Annotated in this window: 28 protein-coding genes; 10 read left to right on the top strand and 18 right to left on the bottom strand. The window is 68.2% G+C overall.

Annotation, left to right across the window (positions count from 1 at the left end; genetic code table 11):
• Positions 1–35 precede the first annotated feature (35 nt).
• Both NS3_RS22010 and NS3_RS22005 read right to left on the bottom strand, forming a co-directional pair.
• Positions 36–692 carry a DUF6328 family protein gene (locus NS3_RS22010; protein ID WP_373865334.1) on the bottom strand — a complete coding sequence of 219 codons (657 nt, stop codon included), beginning with the start codon at positions 690–692 and terminating at the stop codon, positions 36–38.
• Between the two features lie 194 nt (positions 693–886).
• Positions 887–1,366: an SRPBCC domain-containing protein gene (locus tag NS3_RS22005; protein ID WP_067862780.1), complete on the bottom strand. Its 480-nt coding sequence runs from the start codon at positions 1,364–1,366 to the stop codon at positions 887–889.
• 16 nt (positions 1,367–1,382) lie between these two features.
• Between NS3_RS22005 and NS3_RS22000 the strand changes: the two genes are divergently transcribed.
• Positions 1,383–1,712 carry an ArsR/SmtB family transcription factor gene (locus NS3_RS22000; RefSeq protein WP_067862779.1) on the top strand — a complete coding sequence of 110 codons (330 nt, stop codon included), beginning with the start codon at positions 1,383–1,385 and terminating at the stop codon, positions 1,710–1,712.
• Positions 1,713–1,721: 9 nt separating this feature from the next.
• On the opposite strand, the gene NS3_RS21995 is transcribed toward NS3_RS22000, so the two are convergent.
• From NS3_RS21995 to NS3_RS21960, 8 genes are all read right to left on the bottom strand, one after another.
• Positions 1,722–1,982 carry a DUF4235 domain-containing protein gene (locus NS3_RS21995; protein WP_067862866.1) on the bottom strand — a complete coding sequence of 87 codons (261 nt, stop codon included), beginning with the start codon at positions 1,980–1,982 and terminating at the stop codon, positions 1,722–1,724.
• Positions 1,979–2,371 carry a DUF3618 domain-containing protein gene (locus NS3_RS21990; protein ID WP_067862777.1) on the bottom strand — a complete coding sequence of 131 codons (393 nt, stop codon included), beginning with the start codon at positions 2,369–2,371 and terminating at the stop codon, positions 1,979–1,981. The genes NS3_RS21995 and NS3_RS21990 overlap by 4 nt, the downstream gene beginning before the upstream one ends.
• Complete coding sequence (locus NS3_RS21985) at positions 2,368–2,784, bottom strand: phage holin family protein (protein WP_067862775.1); 417 nt, start codon at positions 2,782–2,784, stop codon at positions 2,368–2,370. Before NS3_RS21985 ends, NS3_RS21990 begins: the two co-directional genes overlap by 4 nt.
• A gap of 99 nt (positions 2,785–2,883) precedes the next feature.
• Entirely contained in the window at positions 2,884–3,675 is a 792-nt protein-coding gene (gene eutC, locus NS3_RS21980; protein ID WP_067862773.1) for an ethanolamine ammonia-lyase subunit EutC, read from the bottom strand.
• Positions 3,672–5,075, bottom strand: coding sequence for an ethanolamine ammonia-lyase subunit EutB (locus NS3_RS21975; protein WP_067862771.1), 1,404 nt, complete (start codon positions 5,073–5,075; stop codon positions 3,672–3,674). Before NS3_RS21975 ends, eutC begins: the two co-directional genes overlap by 4 nt.
• A complete protein-coding gene (gene eat, locus NS3_RS21970; RefSeq protein ID WP_067862769.1) occupies positions 5,072–6,493 on the bottom strand; it encodes an ethanolamine permease in 1,422 nt (473 codons plus the stop codon). The genes NS3_RS21975 and eat overlap by 4 nt, the downstream gene beginning before the upstream one ends.
• Positions 6,494–6,668: 175 nt before the next feature.
• Positions 6,669–7,211 (bottom strand): carboxymuconolactone decarboxylase family protein, encoded by a 543-nt coding sequence (locus NS3_RS21965; protein ID WP_067862767.1) that lies wholly within the window; start codon positions 7,209–7,211, stop codon positions 6,669–6,671.
• A 257-nt stretch (positions 7,212–7,468) separates the two neighbouring features.
• Positions 7,469–8,053 carry a helix-turn-helix domain-containing protein gene (locus tag NS3_RS21960; protein ID WP_067862865.1) on the bottom strand — a complete coding sequence of 195 codons (585 nt, stop codon included), beginning with the start codon at positions 8,051–8,053 and terminating at the stop codon, positions 7,469–7,471.
• A 152-nt stretch (positions 8,054–8,205) separates the two neighbouring features.
• Here NS3_RS21960 and NS3_RS21955 point away from each other — a divergent pair, with 152 nt between their 5' ends.
• Positions 8,206–8,979 carry an aldolase gene (locus tag NS3_RS21955; protein WP_067862765.1) on the top strand — a complete coding sequence of 258 codons (774 nt, stop codon included), beginning with the start codon at positions 8,206–8,208 and terminating at the stop codon, positions 8,977–8,979.
• 23 nt (positions 8,980–9,002) lie between these two features.
• Positions 9,003–9,893 (top strand): dihydrodipicolinate synthase family protein, encoded by an 891-nt coding sequence (locus tag NS3_RS21950; RefSeq protein WP_067862764.1) that lies wholly within the window; start codon positions 9,003–9,005, stop codon positions 9,891–9,893.
• A 32-nt stretch (positions 9,894–9,925) separates the two neighbouring features.
• Here the strand turns inward: NS3_RS21950 and NS3_RS21945 are convergent, their stop codons facing one another.
• Positions 9,926–10,522 (bottom strand): MarR family winged helix-turn-helix transcriptional regulator, encoded by a 597-nt coding sequence (locus NS3_RS21945; protein WP_218018275.1) that lies wholly within the window; start codon positions 10,520–10,522, stop codon positions 9,926–9,928.
• A 612-nt stretch (positions 10,523–11,134) separates the two neighbouring features.
• Here NS3_RS21945 and NS3_RS21940 point away from each other — a divergent pair.
• Entirely contained in the window at positions 11,135–11,785 is a 651-nt protein-coding gene (locus NS3_RS21940; RefSeq protein WP_067862861.1) for a response regulator transcription factor, read from the top strand.
• Positions 11,782–12,936, top strand: coding sequence for a sensor histidine kinase (locus tag NS3_RS21935; RefSeq protein ID WP_067862762.1), 1,155 nt, complete (start codon positions 11,782–11,784; stop codon positions 12,934–12,936). Before NS3_RS21940 ends, NS3_RS21935 begins: the two co-directional genes overlap by 4 nt.
• A gap of 4 nt (positions 12,937–12,940) precedes the next feature.
• Here the strand turns inward: NS3_RS21935 and NS3_RS21930 are convergent, their stop codons facing one another.
• The 5 genes from NS3_RS21930 to NS3_RS21910 all read right to left on the bottom strand — a co-directional run bounded on the left by NS3_RS21930 (position 12,941) and on the right by NS3_RS21910 (position 18,365).
• Positions 12,941–13,312, bottom strand: a complete 372-nt coding sequence (locus tag NS3_RS21930; protein ID WP_084495825.1) for a hemophore-related protein — start codon at positions 13,310–13,312, stop codon at positions 12,941–12,943.
• Positions 13,313–13,422: 110 nt separating this feature from the next.
• Complete coding sequence (locus NS3_RS21925; RefSeq protein WP_067862758.1) at positions 13,423–15,009, bottom strand: flavin-containing monooxygenase; 1,587 nt, start codon at positions 15,007–15,009, stop codon at positions 13,423–13,425.
• A 3-nt stretch (positions 15,010–15,012) separates the two neighbouring features.
• Positions 15,013–15,966, bottom strand: coding sequence for an alpha/beta hydrolase (locus tag NS3_RS21920; protein WP_067862756.1), 954 nt, complete (start codon positions 15,964–15,966; stop codon positions 15,013–15,015).
• Between the two features lie 27 nt (positions 15,967–15,993).
• Entirely contained in the window at positions 15,994–17,121 is a 1,128-nt protein-coding gene (locus NS3_RS21915; RefSeq protein WP_067862754.1) for an NDMA-dependent alcohol dehydrogenase, read from the bottom strand.
• 131 nt (positions 17,122–17,252) lie between these two features.
• Positions 17,253–18,365, bottom strand: coding sequence for an AraC family transcriptional regulator (locus NS3_RS21910; RefSeq protein WP_067862753.1), 1,113 nt, complete (start codon positions 18,363–18,365; stop codon positions 17,253–17,255).
• A 148-nt stretch (positions 18,366–18,513) separates the two neighbouring features.
• On the opposite strand from NS3_RS21910, the gene NS3_RS21905 reads away from it, so the two are divergent.
• The 5 genes from NS3_RS21905 (at position 18,514) to NS3_RS21885 (ending at position 25,446) form a co-directional block, all read left to right on the top strand.
• A complete protein-coding gene (locus tag NS3_RS21905; RefSeq protein WP_067862752.1) occupies positions 18,514–19,137 on the top strand; it encodes a hypothetical protein in 624 nt (207 codons plus the stop codon).
• A gap of 496 nt (positions 19,138–19,633) precedes the next feature.
• On the top strand, positions 19,634–21,391 hold the full coding sequence (locus tag NS3_RS21900; RefSeq protein ID WP_157101470.1) for an acyl-CoA dehydrogenase family protein: 1,758 nt from the start codon (positions 19,634–19,636) through the stop codon (positions 21,389–21,391).
• Positions 21,392–21,791: 400 nt separating this feature from the next.
• Positions 21,792–22,985: a cytochrome P450 family protein gene (locus tag NS3_RS21895; protein WP_157101469.1), complete on the top strand. Its 1,194-nt coding sequence runs from the start codon at positions 21,792–21,794 to the stop codon at positions 22,983–22,985.
• 66 nt (positions 22,986–23,051) lie between these two features.
• Positions 23,052–23,705, top strand: a complete 654-nt coding sequence (locus tag NS3_RS21890) for an SDR family NAD(P)-dependent oxidoreductase (RefSeq protein ID WP_067862747.1) — start codon at positions 23,052–23,054, stop codon at positions 23,703–23,705.
• Between the two features lie 178 nt (positions 23,706–23,883).
• Entirely contained in the window at positions 23,884–25,446 is a 1,563-nt protein-coding gene (locus tag NS3_RS21885) for a carboxylesterase/lipase family protein (RefSeq protein WP_169811669.1), read from the top strand.
• A gap of 42 nt (positions 25,447–25,488) precedes the next feature.
• Here the strand turns inward: NS3_RS21885 and NS3_RS21880 are convergent, their stop codons facing one another.
• Together NS3_RS21880 and NS3_RS21875 are read right to left on the bottom strand one after the other, a co-directional pair.
• The gene (locus NS3_RS21880) at positions 25,489–26,001 is read right to left on the bottom strand and encodes a DUF1990 domain-containing protein (protein WP_067862743.1); all 513 of its coding nucleotides are present in this window, start codon (positions 25,999–26,001) and stop codon (positions 25,489–25,491) included.
• Between the two features lie 59 nt (positions 26,002–26,060).
• Positions 26,061–26,345 carry a hypothetical protein gene (locus NS3_RS21875; protein ID WP_067862741.1) on the bottom strand — a complete coding sequence of 95 codons (285 nt, stop codon included), beginning with the start codon at positions 26,343–26,345 and terminating at the stop codon, positions 26,061–26,063.
• Between the last annotated feature and the right edge of the window lie 48 nt (positions 26,346–26,393).

Below are 26,393 nucleotides of genomic sequence, written 5' to 3'. Positions count from 1 at the left end.
GCGAGCGGGGAGGCGCCCGGGCGGAACGGTCGTGGTCAAGGCCGACGAAAGCGTCGGCCCACCCGCGGATCCCGCGGTGGGCCGTGCTCTTCGACTCTCCCGTCCCTGGCGCGCTGGTGATAAGGGAGCGCGAACCAGAGCAGAACGAACAGCAGTGCCGCGGTGATGCCCGCGATCACCGCCGGAACGGGCCCCGCGACGAAGTCGAAGATGAGGACCGCGACTCCGGTGAGCGCGAGGCCGAGGAACAGGATTCCGATGACCGCGCAGTGATGGGCGCTGCGGACGATGTGTTCGAGGCGATGGCGGCGGAAGAGCATGCGATGGGCGGCGACCGGTGCGGTCAGGAACACCGTGGCGGCGATGGATGCGGCGGCGACGGCCAGATAGTTCACGCGCATTGCCGGGGACAGCTCCGGGAACCTGCTCTGGAAGGGCAGCGTCAGCAGTATGCCCGTGAGCACCTGCACGCCGGTCTGCACCACGCGCAACTCTTGCAGCAGGGTCGCGAAATTGCGGTCGAGCTGTTCGATCCGGTTCTCACCACGAACCCGTAGATCCCACTGTCTGTCGTCCTCGTCGGCCGGGAGAGAGCCGCCGGTGGAGTCGACCGGTCGCCAGGTCGCAGCCGGAGGCCGCGCGCCGACCGATGCCTGCGCTGGCTCCTCTGTGGGATTGCGTGGATCGGTCATGGGCATCTCGAGACGTGCGTTCATCGGCGCCCGCGATACGGCGCGGGGAACGTGGCGCACCGTCGGCCAGTTTCTCTGCCTGGGCGAACCGAACCGGTGATACCCGTAATCGAGGGGTCGAACCGCCGGCGATCACCGTGCGGGCGGCAGGTGGCGCCTCCCGAGAGGTCCCGCTCGGTGTGCTCGCCCTGTGGCTACGAGTAGAAGCCCTCGCGCAGGTTGATGCCGTGCTCCACCCAGACTTTCAGTGCGGCCAGCATGCCGGTCCAGCCCTGGCAGTTGCCGAAGGCGTGCTTCGCGCCGTCCGGTGTGGGCTGCCACGACGACTCGGTGATGGTCACCAGGGTGCGGGTGTCCCCGTCGAGGGGTTCGAACTCGAAGGTCGTGGTGGTGGTGCCTCGACCGTTCGCCGTGGCCTCTCCGTCCCATTCGATGACGATGCGGCGCGGCTTGTCGGCCTCGATCACCCGGACCGGGAAGGCGCCGGGGAAGTCGTGGAAGTCCCAGGTGACCTCGGCGCCCGGCTCGAGACGCCCGCGGGCGCCTCCGGTCGTGAAGTACTTCGAGAGCTGCTCGGGATCGGCGACGGCCTCGTAGACCTCGGCGCACGGACGGGAGATGCGACCGGAGACGGTGAAGCCGATCTCGGACAGGTGGTTCTCCAAGGTTGTCATGTGATATTTTTACAACATGTCGGAGAGAGGCGTCAAGGGATCGGACGACGACCGCGTGTTCAAGGCGCTCGCCTCCGCGACACGACGTCGCATGCTGGACGCGCTCAAAGCCGGTTCGCTGACCACCGGCGAGCTGTGCGCACAATTGCCCGAACTCGATCGGACGACGGTGCTCCAGCACCTCCGGGTGCTGGAGCAGGCCGAACTCGTCATCGGGCGGAAGGTCGGGCGCGAGCGGCATCTCTCGCTGGCGCCCCTGCCGATCAAGCGGATCTACGATCGCTGGATCGGCGAATATGCCCGTGCCGCTGTCGAATTGCTCGATGAACTCGACAGCGGCACGTGATCGGTGCCTTTACTTGTCGGGCCACGTCCCGGTCAGCTGCTCGTAACCGGCCGCCCCCGCACGATCGACGGCCGCCTTGATCAGGCCGAAGATCGCTCCTTGCAGAGCGGCCGCGATGAGCACTTCACGCCAGGTGTAGTCCGCGGCGGTCGCGCGGGGAGCTTCGTCACGCCCGCTCATCCCGCGCCAGACCCGGGTGAACACCGCGTTGGCCGCGATCCCGCCGAGAACGCCCAGAACGATGCCGAGCGGCTTGTACAACGTCTTCATGCGCGCCTCCGTCGCAGAATCGCCCACGTCAGAACCGCCGCGGACACCGCACCGAGCAGGGCGACCGGCACCCGGTTCCTGCGGATCGATTCCGTGGCCTGCTTGACGATGTCTTCCAAGGGCTCCGATATCGACGGGGTGGTGTTCGCGAGCAGGTCGCCTGCCCTGGCCCGGGTGCGGGCCGCCGTGTCGAGCGCGTGCTGTCCGGCCTCGGCCGTGCGCTGCTTCGCCGCTTGCGTGGTGTCGTGGATCTTGTTCTCGGCGCGGGCCGGAATGTCGATCTTGTCGGTCAATTCCGACACGGTCTGTTCGAGTTCCTCTCGGGCCAGGTCACGATCCACGCGGATCTCCTCCGGCGTCTGGGGGAACTCGGAGCGGTCTTCGGTCATCGTCGGCTTCCCTCTCGTATGGCGGCCAGATCCTCCCGGACGCCTTCCTGGGCTTCGGTCGGCAGCGGCGGGGCCGCGCGCGTCACCTTGTTCTTGCCGATCAACGCCAGAACGCCGCCGACCGCCAGCAGTGCGACGCCCACGATCAGCGCCGAGGCCCATTCGGGCAAGACCAGCGCCAAGGCGAAAACCGCGGCCGCTGTCAGCGCTACGCCGCCGTAGAGCGCCAGCACCGCGCCTGCCCCGGCCACACCGGTGCCCTTGGCGATTCCGCCTGCCTTCTCGGCGATCTCCGCCCGAGCCAGCCGCATCTCGTCCCGGACGAGCCGCGACACCTGCGCGGTCGCGTCCTCCACCAGCTCCGACATGGAGCGATCCCCGGGGTTCACCCGGTGCTGTGTGTGCTGAACCATTGGCCTGTCACCTCCTTTGTGCCGTCTACCCGGCGATGTGCGGAGGAAACGGATATCCGCGGACCGGCACCCCGATCCACTGCCGCGCCGGTGATCCGGTCACTCCGGGCGGCGGTATCCACCACCGGCGGTCAGTTCCGCAGGCGCGGAGGAGGTGTCTTTCAAGGCGACGCCCGACGCGCCGAGTGCCCTGGCTCCGCCGATCAAGTTCCACACGATGTGGGCGGCGGCCTGGTAGCTCTGCCCCTCCGGCGGGTGGATGTTGGAGATGCAGTTGCGTTCGGAGTCCAGCCGTCCCGGGGTGGGACGATGGGTCAGGTACACGCTGAGGCTGTTCGCGACGGACAAGCCGGGACGTTCACCGATGATCGTCAGCATCGTCTCCACACCCAGCGCAGCGCCGACGTGGTCACCGAGGGCCACTCTGGCCTGCGTGGCGATCACGGGCTCCGCGATGGTGAGCGTGCCGTCGTTGCCCCGCACCAGCGCCTCCACCAGCGGGATCGCATGCTCGGCCACCGCGGTCGCGGACAGCCCGTCCGCGATGAGGATCCCGATATCCGCCCCGCGGTGTTCGATGCCCTCCAGCGCGGACGGCACACGACCGAGATCGGGCCGCCGCAGGTACTCGGCGCGGTCGGCGGCGCGACTGGTGACGTGGTGGCCCGGTCCCAGCCCGAGGCGTTCCAGCCCGGACCGGATGTCTCCGACCGGCAGCGGCGAGTGGACGGCGTCGCGCGCGGCGGCGTGCGCGGCCTGGAAGTCGAGGACTTCGGCGGTGGACAGCGCGTATCCGGTGCGCCTGAGACCGATTCGCGCCTGCGTCAGGGCCCGGATGCCGGACCAGGGGTCGGAGCTCGCACCCGCCGGATCGGAGCGGTCGGCGCTCATGCGGTCAGGCTCCGCAGTGGGGAGTGTTCCAGATCCATCGGGCGCACGCGGCCCTCGACATCCGCCAGGCCGATCCGCTGCATCCACTGCTCGAATTCGGGTGCCGCTCGGAGTCCGAGCACATTGCGCGCGTAGAGAGCGTCGTTGAACGACAGGCTCTGGTAGCCGAGCATCACGTCGTCGGCGCCGGGGACCGTGATCACGAAGGCCGTTCCCGCGAGCGCCAGCACACTGAGCAGCACGTCCATGTCGTTCTGGTCCGCTTCGGCGTGATTGGTGTAGCAGACGTCGACGCCCATCGGCAGGCCGAGAAGCTTGCCGCAGAACAGATCCTCGAGTCCGGCGCGGGTGATCTGCTTGCCGTCGAACAGGTACTCCGGTCCGATGAAGCCGACCACGGTATTGACCAGCAGCGGGTCGAAGGCGCGGGCGACGGCGTAGGCACGGGCTTCCAAGGTCTGCTGGTCGACCGGCGCGCCGCCGACGCCGAGATGCGCTCCCGCCGACAGGGCCGATCCCTGACCGGTCTCGAAATACATGACGTTGGTCCCGACGCTTCCGCGACCCAGCGAGCGACCGGCCTCGGCCGCTTCGGCGAGCAGGGACAGCGTGATGCCGAACGAGGTGTTGGCGCCCTCGGTGCCCGCGATCGACTGGAAGATCAGGTCGACGGGAGCTTGCTGCTCGATCAGTTCGAGGGTCGTGGTGACGTGCGAGAGCACGCACGACTGCATCGGGATGTCGTAGCGGAGCCGGATGTCGTCGAGCATCCGCAGCAACTGCCCGGTGGCCCGGGGTGAGTCGGTGGCGGGATTGATGCCGACCACGGCGTCGCCCGCGCCCAGCAGCAGACCGTCGAGAATGCCCGCGGCGATGCCGCGGGGATCGTCGGTGGGGTGGTTGGGCTGCAGGCGGGTGGCCAGCCTGCCCGGCAGGCCGATGGTGGTGCGGAACGCGGACTCGATCGACAGGATGCGGCTGACCGCGATCAGATCCTGGTTGCGCATGAGTTTGCTTACCGCGGCGACCATTTCGGGCGTGAGGCCCGGCGACACGGACGCGATCCGCTCGCCTCCGCCCGGCTCGCACACCCGTCCCAGCAGCCAGTCCCTGAATTCACCGACCGTGAGATGGCCGATCGGCGCGAAGGCCTCGCGATCGTGGGTATCGATGATCAGCCGGGTCACTTCGTCGGACTCGTAGGGCACGACCATCTCGTCGAGGAACAGCCGCAGCGGAAGGTCCGCCAAGACGTGCGCGGCCGCGGCCCGCTCCGCGTCCGACTCCGCCGCGCACCCGGCGAGCTGGTCGCCGGAGCGCAGGGGCGTCGCCTTGGCCAGCACTTCGGGGAGCGTGCCGAATTGATAGGTGTGGCCTCGCGCGGTGTGCTGATACGTCATCGAAGTTCGTCTTCCGCGGCGGCCAGCGCGGCGAATTCCTCGTCGGGGGAGCTGGCGACCAGTCGAGTCCGGCTGTAGAGAGCAAAATACAGCATGAACAGCACGAACACGACCACACAGCCGAACGCCGCGGTGGAGTCCACCAGGAATGTCGCGATGACCGACAGGATCGCGATCACCAGCGCGAAGCCCGCTGTGACGAGGCCGCCGGGCGTCCGGTACGGCCTGTCCATCCCCGGTTCCCTGACCCGCAGCACGATGTGACTGACCATCATGAGTACATAACTCAGCGCCGCGCCGAACACGGCCATATTGAGCAGCGTCGCGCCGTTGCCGAAGACCGACAGCGCGAAACCGATGACGCCGGGAACGATCAACGCCAGGGCGGGGGCCTTGCGGGAGTTGGTGACCGAGAGCCCGCGCGGCAGGTAGCCCGCGCGCGAGAGCGCGAACAGCTGGCGTGAGTAGGCGAAGATGATCGAGAAGAAGCTGGCGACCAGGCCCGCGAGGCCGATGTAGTTCACCACCGTGGCCGCTGTGCCCGTGCCCAGCGCTTCCACCAGCGGATTGCCGGACGCCTGCATCGCCGCCGCGCCACCGGCCCCTGGCACGAGAACCAGCACCATCGCGCCGGTCACGACGAGGACCGCCATCGCCGCGATGATGCCTCGCGGGACATTGCGCGCGGGATCCCGCGCTTCCTCCGCGGCGAGCGGGACGCCCTCGACGGCGAGGAAGAACCAGATCGCGAAGGGCAGCGCCGACCAGATGCCGAGGTAGCCGAACGGCAGGAACTCGCTCGCGCCGGCGGCGTCGGGGTCCGGCGCGATATCGGTCAGGTTCGCGAAGGAGAAGCTGCCGATGCTCGCGATCGCGAAGATCACCAGACCGACGAGGGCGATCGCCGTGATGACGAACATCGCCTTGAGCGCTTCGCCGACGCCCGCGAGGTGAATGCCGACGAAGATCACGTAGACGGCCAGGTAGACCCACCAGCCGTCGACGATGCCGAACAATCCGAGCGATTCGACGTAGGCGCCGATGAAGGTGGCGATCGCGGCGGGCGCGATCGAGTACTCGATCAGCACCGCTGTCCCGGTGGCGAATCCGCCCCACGGGCCGAGCGCCCGGCGAGCGAAAGTGTATCCGCCGCCCGCTGTCGGCAGGGCCGCCGACATCTCCGCCATGCTCAGTACCATCGCGGCGTACATGGCCGCGATCACGACCGTGGCGATGAGCAGACCGCCGAAGCCGCCCTCGCCCAGGCCGAAGTTCCATCCGGAGTAGTCGCCGCTGATCACATAGCTGACGCCGAGTCCGGCCAGCAGCACCCAGCCCGCCGTCCCGGTGCGCAGCGTCCGCTTGCTGAGGTAGTGGTGGTCGGTCCCTGCTCCGGTCTCATCAGGTGTGGTGACCATCTGGCTGCTCCTCGCACAAGGGTGTCCCGCAGAGATTTCCATCTCGGCGGGTTCGACACGCGGCATTTCCGACAGCGCGAGAGTAGAGAGCCGATGTTTCACCACACTTGCGCGCGTGTTTCGGTTCCTGGCGGGTCCGGCGCGCTCGGGCCCGCCAGGACAGTCGCGCGGTCGTCTACTTCGCGGTGAGCCGGACGCGGTCGAAGTCGACCGGCACGTCGAGGGCGAGGTTGATGTAGTTGGTGAACACGTTCAACGCGACGTGTGCGATCGTCTCGACGATCTCCTCGGAGGTCAGGCCCGCGTCGCGCGCGGATCGCACGGCGCCGACGTCGAGCTGTCCGCGCTGGTCGACGAGTTCGGTGGCCAGGGTCAGGATTGCGGCGGTCCTGGGGTCGGCCGAGTAGCCCTTCTGCGCCTCGGTCATCTCCTCGGTGGTGGCACCGGCCTTCTTGCCGAGCAGCGTGTGGGCCGACAGGCAGTAGTCGCAGCGGTTGCGGTCGGCGACGGCCACCGCGATCTGTTCGCCGATCTTGGCGCCGAGGGCGCCCGTGCTCAGTGCGCCGAAACTGCCCCACATGCTCTGCAGCGCCGCCGGAGAGTTGGCGACGGCTTTGAACATATTGGGCACGAAGCCGAACGCGCCGTGGATCTGATCGAGCGCTTCGCCGCGCTGGTCGGTGACGTCTTCGGCGGTGAGCAGGTCGACACGGGACATGGGGGTGTTCCTTTCCGGGGGGCTGATCGACGGCCGGAGCGGCCGCGGAACTCGCGGTGGCCCGCACGGCAGGTGGGGTCCGGGCGTTGTCGATACCTGGACTTCATCTCCGTATCGGGTGCGCTCATAGTAAGTAGGAGTCCTACCTACTTGTCAACAGTGGAGGTCGAAATCCGTGATGGGACGCGCTCGTCCCACCGCGGGTCTCGGATGCTGCCGGGCCGAAAGGCTTTCGGTGGTGGACGCCGCCCGGGGCGTCAGGCGGTCGGGCCGCAGGGGCGCCGACCGTGCCCGGCCCCCGCCCCTGCGTCGATGCGGTCGTGCACGACGACGAGCAGCGTGGCTCGCGGTGTCGAGGTCGATCGCACGCGATGGGGTGTGTCGGAGTGGAAGTACAGACTGTCGCCCGCTTCGAGCTGGAGCGTCTGGTTGGGAATGGTGACCTCCACCGCCCCCGACTGCACGTAGATGAACTCTTCGCCGGAGTGCTCCATGAACGGCGAGTCGGGTTCGGTGGTCGGGTGCACGATGAACGGCTGCATCGCTTTGTGTCGCATGCGTGTCGCGATCGGGTCGTAGCTTGCGGCCGAGGTGGATGCGTCGACCGCCGTGCGTTCGCTCCGGCGCTCGACCGTCATCGCCGAGTCGTCGGCCTTGTCGGAGAACAGCAGGCTGACATCGGTGTCGAGCGCCTCGGCGATCGCGAGTGCCACCGCGATCGACGGAGTGCTCAACCCGCGTTCGATCTTCGACAGGTAGCTCTTGGTCAGCCCCGTGCGGTCGGCGAGGGCTTCCAGCGTCAAGCCCGCTCGCCGGCGGTGCGTCCTCAGAAACGCCGCCATCGTCACTTCTCCCTCGTTCTGTCCCCGTTCGTGTCATGCATCGTAACAAGGTTGCGTTTAGGAAACTTTGTGTCCTATCGTCACCTTTGTGTCCGATCGGACAGCGAAAGGAGAAATCGACTGTGACAGCCCCCGAACGTGTCGGGACCACGATGAGCCTGGGCAAGGGCGAGCTGATGGACGCCGCCAAGAGCGCCATGCTCACCCAGATCCCCGAGGCCGGGTGGTCGGACCGGCAGAAGATCGCTCTGACCTGCCGTTCCCTGTTCGACGCCGGCCACGATTCCGGCCTCGCCGGTCAGATCTCGGCCCGTGGCCGGACCCAGGGAACTTTCCTGACCCAGCGCCTGGGCCTCGGCTTCGACGAGATCACCGAGGACAATCTGCTGCTCGTCGACGAGGACCTCGAGGTGCTCGAAGGCGACGGCATGGCCAATCCCGCCAACCGTTTCCACAGCTGGGTGTACCGCGCTCGCCCGGATGTCAACTGCATCGTGCACACGCACCCGCTGCATGTCGCGGCGCTGTCGATGCTCGAAGTGCCCCTGCAGGTGTCGCAGATGGACACCACGCCGCTCTACGACGACTGCGCCTTCCTCGCGGACTGGCCCGGTGTGCCGGTCGGCAACGAAGAGGGCGAGATCATCTCGGCGGCGCTGGGGGACAAACGCGCCATCCTGCTGGCCCATCACGGTCAGCTCGTCGTCGGCGCCACCATCGAAGAGGCGTGCTCGCTGGCGCACCTGATCGAACGTGCCGCCCGGCTCCAGTTGCTCGCGATGGCCGCGGGCGAGATCAAGCCGCTGCCCCCGCGCCTGGCTGAGGAAGCCCACGACTGGACGCTGACCCCGCGGCGCAGCGTCGCCAACTTCTCCTACTACGCCCGCAAAGCACTGCGCTCCCACCCGGACGCCGTCAACCAGTGAACGACTCGAGGAGAACTCAGCTCATGACCCACCCCATCTCGGGCATCGTCGCCTATCCCATCACCCCGTTCACCGCCGAGGACACCATCGATATCGATGCGTTGCACCTGCTGCTGGACCGGATGATCGACGCGGGCGTCGACGCGATCGCCCCCCTCGGCAGCACGGGCGAATCGGCGTATCTGACCGACGAGGAATGGACGACCGTCGCCGCCGAGACCATCGCGCATGTCGGACAACGCGTCCCGACCGTGGTCGGTGTCTCCGACCTCACCACCGCGGGAGCCGTGCGCCGGGCGAAGGTCGCCGAGCGGCTGGGCGCGACCGCCGTCATGGCGTTGCCGACCTCCTACTGGCGACTGACCGAAGACGAAGTGCGACTGCACTTCACGACGCTGGCCGAATCCGTCGGCCTGCCGGTCATGGTCTACAACAATCCGGCCACCACCGGGATCGACATGTCACCGGAGTTCCTGTTCGACCTCGTGGGCGCCGTCGACAACATCACCATGGTCAAGGAATCGACCGGCGACATCACCCGCATGAACCGGCTGCGTGAACTCAGCGGCGGCGCCCTGCCGTTCTTCAACGGCAGTAACCCGCTCGCCTACAAGGCATTCGGCGCCGGTGCGGCCGGCTGGTGCACCGCCGCGCCCTGCCTCATTCCCCGTCCCATCGTCTCGTTCCTCCGGGCAGTCATCTCCGGCGAGCCCGGCCGGGCCGAAGCGATGTGGGAACATCTGCAGCCGTTCCTGGAGATGATCGTCAGTCGTGGCCTGCCGACCACCGTCAAGTCCGGGCTTCGCAGCATCGGCTTCGACGCGGGCACGCCCCGCCGGCCGCTGCTGCCGCTCGACGACCACGAGACGGCGCGTCTGCACGAGCTGATCACCACCTGCGAGACCCGTCTCTGATGTGCGATCCGGATGCCGGTCGGCCGCGCGTTTCAGGCGGCCGGCTGGTGCTCGGGGCAGTCGGTCCGCAGCTCGGTCAGCGGTAGGGGCGCGTTCAGCAATCGGCAGTGATGGGGCGCCACCCGATCGGAATGCGCGTGTGCCTCGAAGAAGCGGCAGCTCGTGCAGACCCTCGCCACGCTGATCACGCCCTGACGCTGGAGCCCGGCGATCATCGACAGCACGGTCTGCAATGTCGCGGCCCGGTCCTCGACAGGCACTCCGAGCAGAGTCCGCACCGCCGGTGCGTCCCATTCCCGCAGATCGTCGACCACTTCGCAGCCGCGCGGGGTCGGTGTCAGCACCCGTCGTCGGCCGTCGCCGCCCGGCGATCGGCCCAGCAGGCCCTTGCGCTCCAGCGCGGTCACCGCGTCGGACATCGTCGGGCGCGTGACATCGCATTCCGCGGCCAGCGCACTGACCTCGCGGCGCGACGGCGGGTTTTTCGACAGCGCCAGCAGCACCTGTTGCTGCAAGGGGGTCAGCCCGTGGTCACGAGCGCTGCGCTGCGCCAACGCGCGCACGCCCCCGCTCAACCGTTCCAAGGCGTCGACCAAGCGGCGGTCGAGGTCGTCATCGGAATGCATCATCACCGCCGTTCATAGGTAGGAGTCCTATTGTATGGCGGATCCGGATGCGGGACAGACCTGATATCGATGATCCCCCGGACAGGACAGTCCCCGGTAGTCTCCATCGACACCATGAATCGCGGTCGTCGCCGCAATTCCGGTATTCGACTGGCTTGCCGGGGGCTTAGCCGGATCTTGGAAAAACATCACCACGGTCGATGAACGTCTCCATCGGCGGTGTGACCCTTTTCCGGTGTTCCGGTATGTATCCAGTCTTCTCCGCTCTCCCCGTCTGTCAATACCCGATGACCGGAAATATCAGGGATTTTCAAGATTTTTGCGGCAGGTGTGCGGCCTCCGTCGTGCGGCGGTCCGTATCGCCCTCGTCGGGTCGAGCCACTGGATTCCCGAAGATGCCCCGCGCCGGCCGGCCGAGCTGGTCGCGGCACGCGGCGGCCGAGCCGATGGTTGCCTTGTTGCCGGCCGAATTCGATACGCCGCATGTGGCGGTGTCGCGATACGCGGGTGGTCGACGACGTTCCGATCGCCGCCCATCGGGGACCCGAGGACCTCTTGCGCGCCTGGCAGGCAACCTCACACGCACCCAACACCGGTGGCGGGCACGATGACGGCATGCGGGTACTTGTGGTCGAGGACGAGAAATTGCTGGCCGACGCCGTGGCCGCCGGGCTGCGCAGGCACGCCATGGCGGTCGACGTCGCCTACGACGGCGACGGCGCGCTGGAACGGGCGACGGTGAACGACTACGACGTGGTCATCCTCGACCGCGACCTACCCGGGGTGTCCGGGGACGAGGTGTGCGCGACATTGTCCGGTGGCCTCGCGCGCATCCTGATCCTCACCGCGGCGAGCGCGGTGGCCGAGCGGGTCGAGGGCTTGGGATTGGGCGCGGACGACTACCTGACCAAACCGTTCGCGTTCGCGGAGTTGGTGGCGCGGGTGCAGGCACTGGGCCGCCGCGCGGGCCAGGCGGCGCCGCCGGTGCTGGAGCGCGCCGGGATCCGGCTGGATCCGCACCGCTTCGCCGCGACCCGGGACGGTGTGCCGATCCCGTTGTCGCGCAAGGAGTTCGCGGTGCTGCACGAACTGCTGCGCGCGGCGGGCGGCGTGGTCTCGGCGGAACGGCTGCTGGAGAAGGCGTGGGACGAGCACATCGACCCGTTCACCGGGGTAGTGCGCTACACGATCATGAACCTGCGCCGGAAGCTGGGGGATCCGCCGGTCGTCGAGACCGAGCCGGGTGTGGGGTACCGGATCCGATGAGAAGTACTGTGCGGCTGCGGCTCACCCTGCTCTACGGAGCCGCGTTCTTCGTGGCCGGGGCTGTCCTGGTCGGGCTCATGTACGCCTATTTCGGGCAGTCGCTGGGCCGGTCGGCCGGTGACGGCGGGGCACAGCAGCTGGTCCGGGAATTCCTGGCGACCCAGCCCGCGCGACCCCGGCTCGCGCGCTCGGCCGAACTGATGCAGGCGCTGGCCGAGCAGGCGCAGCGGCGCCGTCGCGAGACATTGCGCGAGATGTTGCTGTGGTCGCTGATCTGCCTGGCCGTGGTCGGTGTCTTCGCGACCGGAGCGGGCTGGCTGCTGGCCGGGCGAGCGCTGCGGCCATTGCAGCGGATCACCGCCACCGCCCGCCGCGTCGCCGGGACGAGCCTGCACGAACGCATCGCCCTGGACGGCCCGAGCGACGAGCTCAAGGACCTCGCCGACACCTTCGACGCCATGCTCGAGCGGCTCGACCGCGCCTTCGACGGGCAGCGCCGCTTCGTCGCCAACGCCTCCCACGAACTGCGCACCCCGCTCACCATCAACCGGACCCTGCTCGAAGTCGCGCTGGACGACCCCGACGTCCCACCGGCCACCCGCAGCCTCGGCGCCACCCTGCTCGAGGTGAACCAGCGGCACGAACGCCTCATCGACGGCCTGTTGCTGCTGGCCACCACCGACCAGCGGCTCACCGACCGCCGCCGGGTGCGGCTCGCCGACCTGGTCCGCGACGCCACCGAACGTCCGGCGCCCGACGGTGTCGAGATCCGCACCGATGTGCAGGCCGTTGCGGTCGACGGCGATCCGGTGCTGTTGGAGCGGCTGCTCGGCAACCTCGTCGACAACGCGTTGCGCTACAACGTGCCCGAGCGCGGCTGGGTGCTGGTCCGGCTGCGGCAGGTCGGCGACTACGCGGAACTGCATGTCGCCAACAGCGGTCCGCGGGTGCCCGCCGCCGAGGTGGACGGGTTGTTCGAGCCGTTCCGGCGGCGCGCCGGCGCCGAACGTCTCGCCGGTACGCGTGGCGCCGGGCTGGGGCTGTCGATCGTGCGGTCCATCGCCCACGCCCATGACGGGACGGTGCGCGCGCAAGCGCGTCCGGACGGCGGTCTGGCCGTGACCGTGCTGCTCACGCGCGCACCGGCGTGAGAGGTCAGTACCGGTGGCAGGTGTCGGTCAGGACGACACTCCACCGATCCCGGAACTCCTGCGCCCGCGGTGTCCCGCGCCGTTCCTCGAACTTCGCGCGCGCCTGCGGATGCGAGTCCAGGAACTCGCGGGCACGCTGCTGACGCTCCTGCGGGGAGAGCGCGAAGAACGCGCGCGCCTTGTCCCGGAGTTCCGGATCGGCGTCGAGGCGGGCCGCGAGCCGGGGGAACTCGGCGCGTGCCGCCGCTTCCACCTGCTCGTAGGTGCAGGTCGTCTCGGGCAGACCGGCGCCGGGCGCCGCGAACGCGGAGGCGGGCGTCAGCACCGCACAGGCGGCTACCAGCCCGGCGATGACAGGAGCGCGAAATACCCTCATGGACAGTTCCTTTCGATCCGTTGCCGCGGGCCACCGTTCGTGACCCACGGGTTCGAGTCCATCAAGAGGGGCGTTGGATGAGCGCTAGGTCGGCGAGTACCTCCGGATCACTACGTGAGTTCGAAGCCGTGGTAACCGGCGACAGCGACGCCGTCGCCGATCTGCTTGTACACCCCCACGCCGCCGACGAAGGGCAGGAAGACCCGCCGCTTGCCGGGAATGTTGGCGCCCATGTACCACGATGCCGCTTGCGGGAAGAGCGTCAGGTCGGCGGTGTCGGCGACGATGTCGACCCAGTTCTGTTCGGCAGCGGGGTCGGACTCGACGCGGCTGTGCCCCTGGGTGCGCATGTGGACGAGCAGATCGCTGATCCATTCGACGTGGTATTCGATGGAGGTCAGCATGTTCGACAGCACCGAAGGACTCTGCGGGCCGGTGATGGTGAACAGGTTGGGGAATCCGGCCGACATCAGGCCCAGGTAGGTGCGGGGTCCGTCGGCCCATTTCCCGGCCAGGCTCTGTTCGCCGTTGCGGATGTCGATGGCGTTCAACGCCCCGGTCATCGCGTCGAACCCGGTGGCGAGCACGATGACGTCGAACTCGCGTTCGGTGTCCCCGGTGCGGATGCCGCGCGGGGTGATACGCGCGAACGGCTCCTCGTGCAGGTCGACGAGGGTGACGTTGTCCTGGTTGTAGACCTCGTAGTAGCCGGTGTCCACGCACATGCGTTTGGCGGCGAGCGGATAGGACCGCGGCGTCAGCTTCTCCGCGAGTGCGGGGTCCTTCACCTTCTCCTTGATGCGGGCGCGGACGTACTCGGCGGCGAGTTCGTTGGCCTGCGGGTCCTGGATCAGGTCGTAGAAGCTCTGCTGGAAGCACAGTCCGCCGTGGTCCCAGCGTCGGTCGAGGTAGGTGGTCGCGGCGGCGGGCTCGAGATCGGCGAAGAACGGGAGTTCCAGGTCCGCGCACTGCGCGCCGCCGATGGAGTTGCGGCTGATCTCCCGGTACTCGGGATAGTGCTGCTTGATCTCGGCCAATGCCTGCTCGATCGGCCCGTTGTGCGCGGGCACCGCGTAGGGTGGTGTGCGCTGGAAGACGGTGAGGTGCCCGACCTCCGGGGCGATGGCGGTGATGGTCTGCAGCCCCGACGACCCGGTGCCGATGACGGCGACCCGCTTGCCGCGCAGGTCGACCTTCTCGAACGGCCAGTCCCACGTCCAGTACACCTCGCCGGTGAAGTCGGCGAGTCCGTCGAACTGCGGCTTCGCGGGCACGGACAAGCAGCCGGTCGCGGCGATCACGAACCGGGCGGTGACCCGTTCGCCGGTGTCGGTGACGACGGTCCACTCGTCGGCGTTGCCGTCGAAATCGAGCGCGGTGATCCGGGTGTCGAATCGGATGTCGCGGCGCAGGTCGTGGCGGTCGGCGACGTGGCGGATATAGGAGAGGATTTCGGGCTGGGCGGCGTAGCGCTCGCTCCAGTTCCATTCCTGCTGGAGTTCGGGGTCGAAGGAGTAGGAGTACTCGACGGACTCGATATCGCATCGGGCTCCGGGGTAGCGGTTCCAGTACCAGGTCCCGCCGACCTCCGGCCCGGCTTCGAAGACAACTGTGTCGAAACCGCGTTCGCGTAGCGCGTGGAGTTGATAGAGGCCGGAGAATCCGGCCCCGATGATGACGACGTCGTGATCTGCCACGGCTCACACCGCCTTCTGGTCGAGATCGGGGGAGTGCTGCCCGATGAACGTGCGGATTCGGGCTGCCACCAGTTCCATTCCGGTGGCGTAGCCGGGGAGGATGTTCGCCATTTGGAAGTACCCGTGCATCTGCCCGGCCGCTTCCTCCAGCGCCACCGGGACTCCGGCGGCGTCGAGAGCTCGCGCGTAGGCGACACCCTCGTCGTGCAGCGGGTCGTATTCGGCGACGTAGACCAGGGCGGGCGGCAGCCCGGCGAGATCGGGTGCGCGCAGCGGGGACGCGTCGGGGTGCCGGCGCGCGACGTGATCGGGGAGGTAGTGGTCCCAGAACCAGATCATGGTGTCGCGGCCCAGCAGCAGCTGGTTCTGCGGATCGAGATAGGAGGGGCGGTCGAAATCGGCATCGGTGACGGGGTAGACCAGCACCTGGTAGTCGATCCGGGGACCCCCGCGATCACGCGCCCAACGGGTCATCACCGCCGCGATGTTGCCGCCCGCGCTGTCGCCTGCCACGATCAGCGGGATGTCCGGGCCCGCCAGGTCGGCGGCCCACTGCAGGCCGACCCAGCTGTCCTCGAGCGCGGTGGGGAAGCGATGCTCGGGCGCCTTGCGGTAGTTCACCAGCACCACTGTGGAATCGGTGAGGTTCACCAGGTGCCTGCCCAGGTGGTCGTACTGCAGGTCGATGTCGCCGATCACCCACCCGCCGCCGTGGAAGTAGACGATCACCGACTGCGGCGGGCCCTGCGGCTCGAGGACCCGGACGCGGAAGAGTTCTCCATCCGCCCCGGCGAGTTTGGTGTTGCGGACCGCGGCGACCTCGGGGCCGCGCCCGCTCAGCCCGGCGAAGATCGGTCCCGACATCCGCGCCATGGCGGGAGTGCCCTCGTGGATCGGTGGGGTGCGCGGCTCGGCCAGTTGCGCCAGCAGGGCCTGGGTGACGGGTTCTAGTGGCATCGGATCTTTCCTTCTCCGTCGGTGCTCTCAGTAGTCCGCGTCGGAGAAGCTGATGACGCCACGCAGGTTCTTCCCGTCGGCCATGTCCTGGTAACCCTGGTTGACGTCCTCGAGGCGGTACCGGGCGGTGACGAGCTTGTCCAGCTCCAGGTGCCCGGAGCGGTAGAGGTCGAGGAGCTTGGGGATCTGGGTGCGCGGCCCCACGCCGCCGAAGATCGCGCCCTGCACCCGCTTCTGCAACAGGGTCAGCTCGAACAGATTCATCTCGACGGCGGACAGGGTGTGATCGCCCATGGCGGTCACCACCACCTGGCCGCCCTTGCCGGTCAGGCTCAGCGCCTGCTGGATGTACTCGCCCCTGACCTCGCCGACCGTGATGATCGTGACCTGAGCCATCAATCCCCAGGTCAGATCGGGCAGCTCGGCGAGCGCCTCCTCGACCGAGGAGTAGACGTGGGTGGCTCCGAACTCGAGCGCCTTCTTGCGCTTGAACTCGACCGGATCGATGCCGACGATGTAGCGCGCGCCGGCGAACCTCGCGCCCTGCACGGCGTTGATGCCGACGCCGCCGACGCCCATGACGACGACGGTGTCGCCGGGCCGGGTGTTGCCGATCTCGGTGGCCGAGCCCCACCCGGTGGAGACGCCGCAGCCGAGCAGCGCGGCCACTTCCAGCGGCACGTCCTTCTCGATCTTGACGATCGAGGCCTGATTCACCGTCACATACGGCGCGAACGTCCCGAGCAGGCACATCTGGATCACCGGCCGCCCGGCTTCCCGCACTCGATAGCCCTTGTCGGAGATCGCCTCGCCGGTCAGCAGGCCCGCGCCCTCGTCGCACAGGTTCTGCAGACCCGAGGCACACGGCCGGCAGGTGCCGCACGCCGGGATGAAGGCGAGCACCACGTGATCGCCCTCCTCGATACCGCTGACACCCGGACCGACCTTGGTGACGACACCGGCGCCCTCGTGCCCGCCGAGCACCGGGAAGAACGGCACCGGGCTCGATCCCGCCGACACGTGCACATCGGAGTGGCACAGACCGGACGCGGTCAGCTCGACCTGCACCTCACCGGCCACCGGATCCCCGAGCTCGACCTCGGTGATCCGCCACGGCTGACCGACCTCGTCGACGACTGCTGCTTTGACCTTCACTCGAACCGCCTCCTGTAACGCCGGCCACATTCGGTATCGAATGTGGTCCATGTCTCACAGAAGGTAAGACGAGGCGCGGCGTCGAAGACAGGACGTCCGGGGCCAGAAAACGACAGTTCAGGCCAACCCGGTCAGAGCGCGGGCCGCGGCGCCTCCGACAGGCCGGACATGTTCCAGCGGCGGAGCGCGCGAGCCAGGCTGGACCAGTCGTGGTAGCCGAGCCGCCGCGCCACTTCCTCCCGGGGGACGGCGCGCTCACGCAGCAGGTCGTAGGCCAGACTGCGCCGCACCTCTTCGACCACCTCGCGGAAGCTCGTGCCCTCCTGGTGCAGATAGCGGCGCAGCGTCCGCGGCGCGTAGTGCAGCTGTGCCGCCACGTCCTCGAGTGTCAGGTCCAGGCACTGACGCGTCAGCAGGAGTTCCCTGATCCGCGCGGTGACCCCGGTGTAGCGCAGCCGTTCGGACCTGATCCGTTCGCACTGGTCCACCATCACCGACGCGGTATGACGGTTGGCCAGCGGCAGCGGAGTATCCAGGTAGCCGGTCTCGTAGACCAGCCCGGAAACGGGATGGCCGAAGGACACCGGCACCCCGAAGTACTCGCGCTGGACGGCATCCGGTTCCCGGGGCTCCGCGGAGGCGAATCGGACCTCGGCCAGCCGCACGGCGTCCGGATCGGGGAACAGTTCACGCTGCATCTGGATACTCGCCGCCATGTCCCGCTCCACGGCGAACTGCCGGATCGGCTCCGGCAGATAATCGGCGCTGTAGGTGGAATGGAACCCGCCCGACGCGGTCGCGTACGCCCGGATCTCGGACAGGGCGAACGACAGCGGCGCGTGGCGCAGGCCGTTGCTCACCATTTCGCGGACGGTCCCGGAGGTGACGAGCAGATAGCCGAAATGGCCGTAGGTGGTCAGGTGGTACTGCTTGCCGATCTCGGTCCCGATACCGCGACGGTCCGCGTGCTGGCGCAGGATGTTCCGGATCACCGTGATCTCCTGGCGGGCCGTCACCAGCTCGTGCGGCGAATCCAGCGATTCCGGAGCTATGTGGGAACCGGACAGGACCGATTCGTTGGTCGAGCCGTGCCGCACCGCCCACTCGCAGAGCAGCGAGACCCCGGCCATGGTGCGAGCATGGTCCCAGGTCCGGCCGGTGAAGGCGAACAGAACGTCCTCATCCTTCTGCCCGGACGGGCCCACCGCCGTCACCTCCCCGGCGGGCGACGTCGTTGTCTTCATTCGAGCGAGTGTTACAAGCGCGGGGCGGTGCGTCAACGCTCATCCGGCATTCGGCCGCCGCATTGTGTGGACGGCCCCCGGGGAGGACAGTGGGTATGTCCGGTGGCGTCCACCGGGGGCGCCGCCCTTCTGGAGTAGGAGGTGGCCTGTGTACGCACGTTCGAGCACAATCGCGGCGCAGCCGTCGTCGATCGACAGAGGAATCACATACCTGCGCACCGAGTTGATGCCGAATCTGGCCGAACTCGAAGGATGGGTCGGCCTGTCGCTGATGGTCGACAGGGCGACGGGGCGCTGCATCGCCACGACCGCGTGGGAATCCGAGGATGCGCTGCGTTCCAGCAGGCCGCGCGTCCAGCCGTTGCGTGACGGTCTGACCCAGGCGCTGAACGGGCAGGCCCAGAAGGTCGAAGAATGGGAAGTCGCGGTCATGCACCGCGACCATCTGTCCGGCCCACGCGCATGTACCCGATGCACCTGGATGCAACTCGATCCGGCCGACATCGATCGGATGATCGAGATGTTCAAGACCGGCCCCCTGCCGGAGTTCGAGAAAATCGAGGGATTCCGCAGCGCCAGCCTGTTCGTCGACCGGGCAACCGGTCGAGTAGTGGGCTCGACGGTCTGGTCGAGCATCGAGGAGCTGGAAAGCAGCCGCGCGCAGACGGATCGGATCAGGTCCGGGGTGATCCGGCAGCTCGGGGCCGAGGTCCTCGAAGTGGCCGAGTTCCGGCTGGGCTTCGCTCACCTGCGCGTGCCCGAATTGGTGTGACCCTCTCCAGCCATCCGGCCGGGAGCGCAGGCTCCCGGCCGGATCGTGTGGCGCCTCCCGCGTGATCCCGAGTAGGGATTCGATGAGCTCGGCGAAGACTCGTGTCGCAACCCTTCGAGTCGACGACTCGCCCTGAGCGACGAGATGTTTTGTGGCACAATCCCTCCTGTGTCGCAGACGCTCGAAGACCACTCTGCGGCACCGGTGACTTCACAGGCCGACACGACCGCATGTCGGCTCGGTGACCTGCGCGCGCAGTGTGGCCGAGGCGAACAGAACCGCCTGCTGTGGCGGTCGGCCGTGGCATGGGGGCTGGAAGATCACGCGAAAGATGATGGGGGAATGAAGCTTTGACAGGCACGCCTCCACCTCTCCGGTGTTTCGGTGTCTTTGTGAGCACGTGGCACCGGTTGGCCCCGTTGTGTCGAAGGTTCGCAGCGGTGGCCTGAACGTCCCCCAGCGGTGGGCTGGGGTCGGAAGTGAGCTAGGAGCGATGATGGGTACGAACGGGCACGAGGCGCTGGCGGATTATCTTCGGCACGGCAGCCTGGAGTTTCACCAGCGCCTGCAGCAGATCCTGAGCAATCCGGACTTCCTCGTCACGGACAAGCAGAGCCAGGAGCAGCGCCGGCAGAACGCCTACGATCAGTTGCGGAACCTGGTCAAGGAGATCGGCAGTACCCGCGACGTCGCGACCGACCTGCCGGAACTGTTCGCGGTATTCGACTGGTCGGCGGTGCTGGCGACGGACCTGATCCCGCTGATCTCCGGCCACTACAACCTGGCCTCGGGCAGCCTGGCCACCCTGACCGAACCCGAGGCCGCCGCGCCGTATCTGCAGGACCTGGACGACGCTTCCAGTATCGGCGTCATGCTGCTGACCGAGTACGGCTGCGGCTCCAACATCGGATTCATGCAGACCACCGCGACCTGGGACGGGGACGGGTTCGTCATCAACACCCCGAACCCGCGGGCGCGGAAGTTCATGCCCAGCGTCGGCATCCCGGTGTCCCGGGTGTGTGTCGTCGGCGCACGCTTCATCGACGCGGCGGGCGTCGATCAGGGCGTGCACCTGTTCACGGCGCGACTACGCGACGCCGACGGCGCCGCGGCCCCCGGCGTGACGATCACCCAGCTCGACCACCAGCCGCTCGTCATCATGGACAACTCCGTCATCAGCTTCGAGAATCTCCGGGTCGAGCGCAGCGCCTGGCTGAGCAACGACCTGGCGACCATCGACGACGAGGGGGTGCTGACCTGGCGCGACGAGGCCAGCCGCAAGCGGGCGTTCCCCTCGGCGATCAGCCAGCTGACCGTCGGCCGCTTGGCGCTGTCGTCGTGCCTGAATGCCTCGGCCCGCGCCGCGCTCTACATCGCCCTGCGCTACGCCACCAAGCGGGTGGTGCCGTTGACGCTCGAAGACACCCCCGTCATGCTCGACATTCCGCACGTGCGTGACACCCTGATCACCGACCTGGCGGGCACCGTCGTCCGGACCGTCTACGGCAACGCGATCAAGACCCAGCTCGCCGACAGCGACCTCACCCATCGCGACACCGTGGTGTCGGTGATGTTGGCCAAGCACTTCATCCAGCTGCACGCGTTGGACACGGTGACGCACAGCCGCATCAAGATGGGCGCGCAGGGCATGTTCAGCGCCAACCGGGTCGCCGACTACCTCGGCGTCTGTCATGCGGCCATCACCGGCGAGGGCGACTGCCATGTCCTCGGTTCCGTGGCCGGTCGCGTCCTGGCCAAGCAGATGGCAGGCAAGCCGACGCCGCACCCCGAGCTGCACAACCCCGCCGATCCCGGTGCCCGCGAGCGGCTGTTCAACGCTCGCACCCTGACAATCGTGAAGGAAGCGCAGCGGCACCTGGCGACGTCCACGCTGGAAGACCGGTTGGCGGTGATCCCCGAGGCGCTCGACCTCGCGGAGGCCTACTGCGCCGAACAGGCTCTGGGGCTGCTGCAGAGCACCACTCATCCGGAGATCGCCGCGGTACGCGATGTGTTCGCCCTGCACTACATCGACCGGAATGCCGCGTGGTATCTGACGCACGGTCTGCTCGACGTCGCCGCTGTCGACACGATCAAGCAGCAGCTGCGCCAGGCCATCGACAACCTCGTCGACCACCTGCCCGCGCTGCTGGACGCCTTCGGCTTCGACGACGAGATCCTCGGCGCGCCGGTGCTGTCGGACGATCTGCCCGCCGCCTGGGACTCGCGCATCCGCGACCAGCACGGCAACTGATCTCGCCGAGGCAGGTTCGGCAGGGGCGTGCGTAGGTTCGCCCGTCTGCCGGGCCTGTCATGTCGTGCCTCGGACCGAGGTCGGGCAGGGTCGTTCCGATCGGGACGGCCCTGCCCGCGCGGTTCGCGACAGCGTCGGCGGGCCCTACGGCCCCCGACAGCCTGTCGAACGGCCCGACCAGTGGCGCCTTGTCGTGCGGCAGCCGCGACGGTCGCCTACAGTGTTCTCCGCAAAGAGCAACGCGCACAGGCAGTCCGGGGCCATGACCACGAGCCCGGACCGAGGCGCTCGGCCGTTGCCTCGAGTACCGTTCTGCCGCAATCGAAATCGAGGAGATCACGTGCATCCGCATCACCCGCTTCAGGGTGCTACCGCTGACCCCAAGCGGTCGATCGAGGGCATGGGACCGCGAATCCCCATCTACACGGCCGAATTCGCGGCCGACCCTCACAAGGCTTACCGCCAGATGCGCGAGATGAACTACGGGCCGCTGGTGCCGGTGGAGATGTGGCCCGGCGTGCCCGCGACCCTGGTCATCAAATACAGCACCGCGGTACGGATCCTCGGTGACTCCGGCCATTTCCCGGCCGATCCGAGCGTCTGGCAGAAGACGGTGTCCGCCGATATCCCGATCATGCCGATGATCGAGTACCGGCCCAACGCAATTCGCACGAGCGGTACCGAGCACGCTCGCTACCGCAGCGTTCTGAATTACGCGCTGGCCGGGATCGATCTGAACTCCGTGCGATCCGCGGTGGAGACTTCCGCCGTGCCGATCGTCAACACGTTCTGCAAGGACGGTCGCGCCGACATATTGAACCAGTACGCCCTTCCGCTGGTCTTCTCGGTCTTCTGTCAGGCACTCGGCTGCCCGCCGGAAATCGGTGAGCAAGTCGCGACCGCCAGCGCCGCGATGTTCGACGGTGTGGACACCGAAACGGTGAACACGATGATGAGCGAAGCGTTGCTCGATCTCACCGCCCTCAAGCGCGCCCATCCGGGTAACGACGTCACCACGAGAATGGTCCAGCATCCTGCCGGGCTGTCCGACGAGGAGATGGTGCATCAGCTGGTCCTGCTGTTCGCCGCGGGCGTCGAACCGCCGGTGAACCTGATCGCCAACACGCTGTTGCTGATGCTCACCGACCCTCGTTTCACCAGCGGTGAGAACGGAATTCCCCTGTCGACCAGGTCCGCGCTCGAGGAGCGGCTGGCCACCGACCCGCCGATGGCGAACTATTGCATCACCTATCCTCGCCAGCCCATTCTGGTCGAGGGCGAGTGGCTGCCGGCGGATCAGCCGGTCATCATCAGCATGGCCGCCTGCAATACCGATCCGGAGATCAACACCGGCGAATACCTCGACAACGGGTGGAACCTGGCGTTCAGCACCGGCGACCACGCCTGCCCTGCCCAGGCCCGCCCCTACGGGCTCCTGCTCGCCCAGGATGTCATCGATCATCTTCTCGACACCCTCCCGGAACTGCGACTCGCGGTCCCTCCGGAGGAACTCGTATGGCGCCCCGGTCCCTTCCACCGAGCATTGACCACGTTGCCGGTCGTCTTCCCGCCTTCTGCTCCGTTGCGCGTGTAGCTCCTCGACGCAATCGGCAGCAACCACCCTGGGGGCGCCTCGACTCCGGTCGCATACCTTGTGTCCATGACTGCTCCTGTGCTTCTCCTCCTCGGCGCCGGTCCCGGCCTCGGGCTATCGGTCGGCCGCCTTTTCACGCGTGACGGGTTCACCGTCGTGCTGGCCGCCCGATTCGTCGACGACGCCGAGCCGTTGGCCGAGCAGTTGCGGGCGGAGGGCGCGATCGCGGCGGGCGTGGGGGTGGATCTCGGCGATCCCGACGAGGTGAGCCGGGTCGTCGGCGAGGTCGGGAAGCGCTACGGCCGTATCGACGTGCTGCACTTCAATCCGAGCGTGTTCCGGCAGGCGGATCCGCTGCAGCTGTCGGTCGCCGAGCTGATCGCGGACTTCACCGTCGGCGCCGCCGCGCTGTTGCCCGCCGTCCAGGCGGCGCGCCCGTTCTTGGCCGAGGGTGCGCGGGTGCTGGTCACCGGCAGCGCGGCGGCGGACAAGCCGTGGAACCAGGCCGCCTCGCTGGGGGTGCAGAAGGCGGCGGTGCGCAATCTGGTGACGAGCTTGGACGCCACCCTGGCGCCGGAGGGCATTCGGGCGGTCGCGGTGCAGGTCAACGGCGTGCTCGACAAGGGCGCGTTCAGCAGGGAGAAGGTGGCGGCGGCGCTGCACGCGGCGGCGACTCGACCGGCAGGGGAGTGGACGCCGCACGTTTCCTACGACGGCTGAATCGCACCCGCCGCGCGTTTCGCCCGACCGTCTCGGTGCGCAACCATGGTGTGTCGTCCCTCTAGGATCGTCGACGCACGCCGCCGAGAGTTTGTCACCGCTGATCGACGCACACCGTATCGGAGGGGTTGAACAAATGATTCGTTCGCTCGTGCGATCCGTGGTTTCCCTGATTTCGGTGACCGGGCTTTCGTCGCTCGGTATGCCGGCGCCCGCCGTCGCGTCGCCGCTCGAACAGGTGACCGTGACCGGCGGCGAGATCGCCGGCTCCGCCACCCACGGCACCATCGGATTCCTCGGGATTCCGTTCGCCGCGTCCACCACGGGCGAAGCCAGGTTCGGCTCGCCGGAGCCCGCGCCGTCGTGGCCGGGCATCCGGCCCGCGCACAGCCACGGACCCTCGTGCCCACAGAACGGGTTCGTCCCCGGGCTGCCACCGGCGGCTCCCACCAGCGAAGACTGCCTGACGATCGACGTCTACGCACCCGACGGGGTACCCGACCGTCCCCTTCCGGTCATGGTGTTCTTCCACGGCGGCGGCTTCACCACCGGATCCAACAGCCAATACACCCCCACACGCATGGTCGCCGACAACGACGTCATCGTCGCGATACCCAACTACCGCCTCGGACCGTTCGGCTTTCTGTCGCTCCCCGAACTGGCCGCCGAGTCCGGCGGCGCCACCGGCACGATCGGCATCCAGGACCAGCAGGCCGCCCTGCGATGGATGCGTGACAACGCCCGGGCTTTCGGCGGCGATCCGGCCAACGTCACGATCTTCGGCGAGTCGGCAGGCGGCGGAAGTGTGTGCGCGCACTTCGCTGCCCCGGCTTCCGACGGCCTGTTCCACAAGGCCGTCGTGCAGAGCGGTTCGTGCGTGCGGTCGCCGATGGTTCCCGGCGGCCGGGACGAGTCCTTCGCCCGCTCGGCGCGCTATGCCGAGAGCGTGGGATGCGGCGACCCCGCGACCCGATTGTCCTGCCTGCGTGCTCTGCCCGCCGCGACTCTGCTGGCCGCGCCTGCCGTCGAACCCGACGAATCTGCCCCGACCTGGGTCCCCACCGTCGACGGTGCCGTCATCACTCGGCAACCGGAAGCCGCACTGCGCCGAGACGACCGGAAGACTCCCCTCATCATCGGCAGCAACAGCAATGAAGGCGCGCAGTTGGTCGCGGAGTCCGAGTATGCCCGCGGCCGTATCCCGGATGCCGCGAGTTACGCCGGCTACGTCCGGCGAACATTCGGCCCCTACGCCGACGCGATCCTCGACCGGTATCCGATCGCGCAGTACCCCTCACCCGCGGCCGCTCAATCCGCCGTGGTCACCGACGGCTTGTTCGCCTGCCCGGCACTGTGGACCAGCCACCTCGCCCGCGACACCGGCCATCCCGTGTGGCAGTACGAGTTCGACCAGGCGCCCTTCGGCGCGGCCGACCCGCTGCTGCCGGGCGCGTTCCACTCCGCCGAACTGCTCTACCTGTTCACCGGCATCATGGGCGTGCCGGTGCCGTGGACCGGCGCCTCCGCGGCCTTCGCCGAGCGGATGCAGCGCTGGTGGAGCACCTTCGCTCGGGTCGGCGATCCGAACGAGCCCGGCGCACAGCAGTGGCAGGCCTGGCCCGCGCCGAACGCAGAGCGGACCGACGGTCCCGCCCTGGCCATGCGGGCGACACACAGCACCATGACCGATGACTTCGCCCTCCGGCACAACTGCGCTTTCTGGTCGCAGCGCCCGCAGTGACACGGCTCCGCCGCCGCGCGACGATTCGGTGACCGGGATCGCTCACTCGGTAGACAACGCGGCCAGGTATCGGTCGGCCATCCAGCGCTGCCCCACACGAGCGAGGGGCCCGGCGAGCCGGAGATACCACGCCGCAGGGCGGGAGAAAGCCGTGACCACGGCGTACACCGATTCGTCCGTGGGGTCGTACTCGACCGCGAACAGCTCCTCTCCGCTGACCGGATGACCGGGCAGTGTGCCGTAGGCGAATCCGCGACGGTCCGGGTCGTCGATGATGTACACGACCCGGCACGCCGCGGAAATCGCCGCGGGCCCCACGCCCAGCCGCACCACCACGCGTGTTCCCGGTGCGGCGACGGGCGAACTCGCGGAGTGCAAGACGCCCGCGCCCTCGAGCATCCGGTAGGTCATGACCTCGGCACTCGCTCGATCGAACAGCGGGCGACCGTGCCCGATCCGGCGCCGTCGGGTGAAACGGCGATAACCCGGCGGCGTTTCGCCCGCCGTAGCGCCGACCGCTGGATAGGTGAAACCGCTCGTGCCGTCGTCACTCACGCGTCCATTCTCCACCGGAACAGCGGATTCGATCGCGTCGCCGGGCGCTGTGCGAGCGGTCAGCCGGTCCCGCTCGTCGCCGCGTAGACCAGCAGGGCCGTCATCAGGGCGAGTGCTCCCAGCAGGCCGCCGACAAGGGCATCCGCTCGATTCGTCGCGATGCCGCGATCCACCCGATCCCAGCCGATGAAACCCGCTGTCACCGCGGCCAATCCGGCGGGCGCGGAGAGAAACTCCCCCGCGAACGGGATGAACGCGAACGCGACCGCGAAGATGCCGAGCACCAGGGCTGCCAACCCGACGCCGTTACCGGCCGGCGGCGTGTTGTCCGGGACCGGTGCCATATCGAGGAGCGTAACTGGACCCCCGCTGATCAGCACACCGTTCGGTGG

Source organism: Nocardia shimofusensis NBRC 100134 (assembly GCF_001613125.1).
Lineage (GTDB): Bacteria > Actinomycetota > Actinomycetes > Mycobacteriales > Mycobacteriaceae > Nocardia > Nocardia shimofusensis.
The sequence above is the reverse complement of the archived record's forward strand: the minus strand, read 5'-3'. Positions and strand labels throughout refer to the sequence as shown.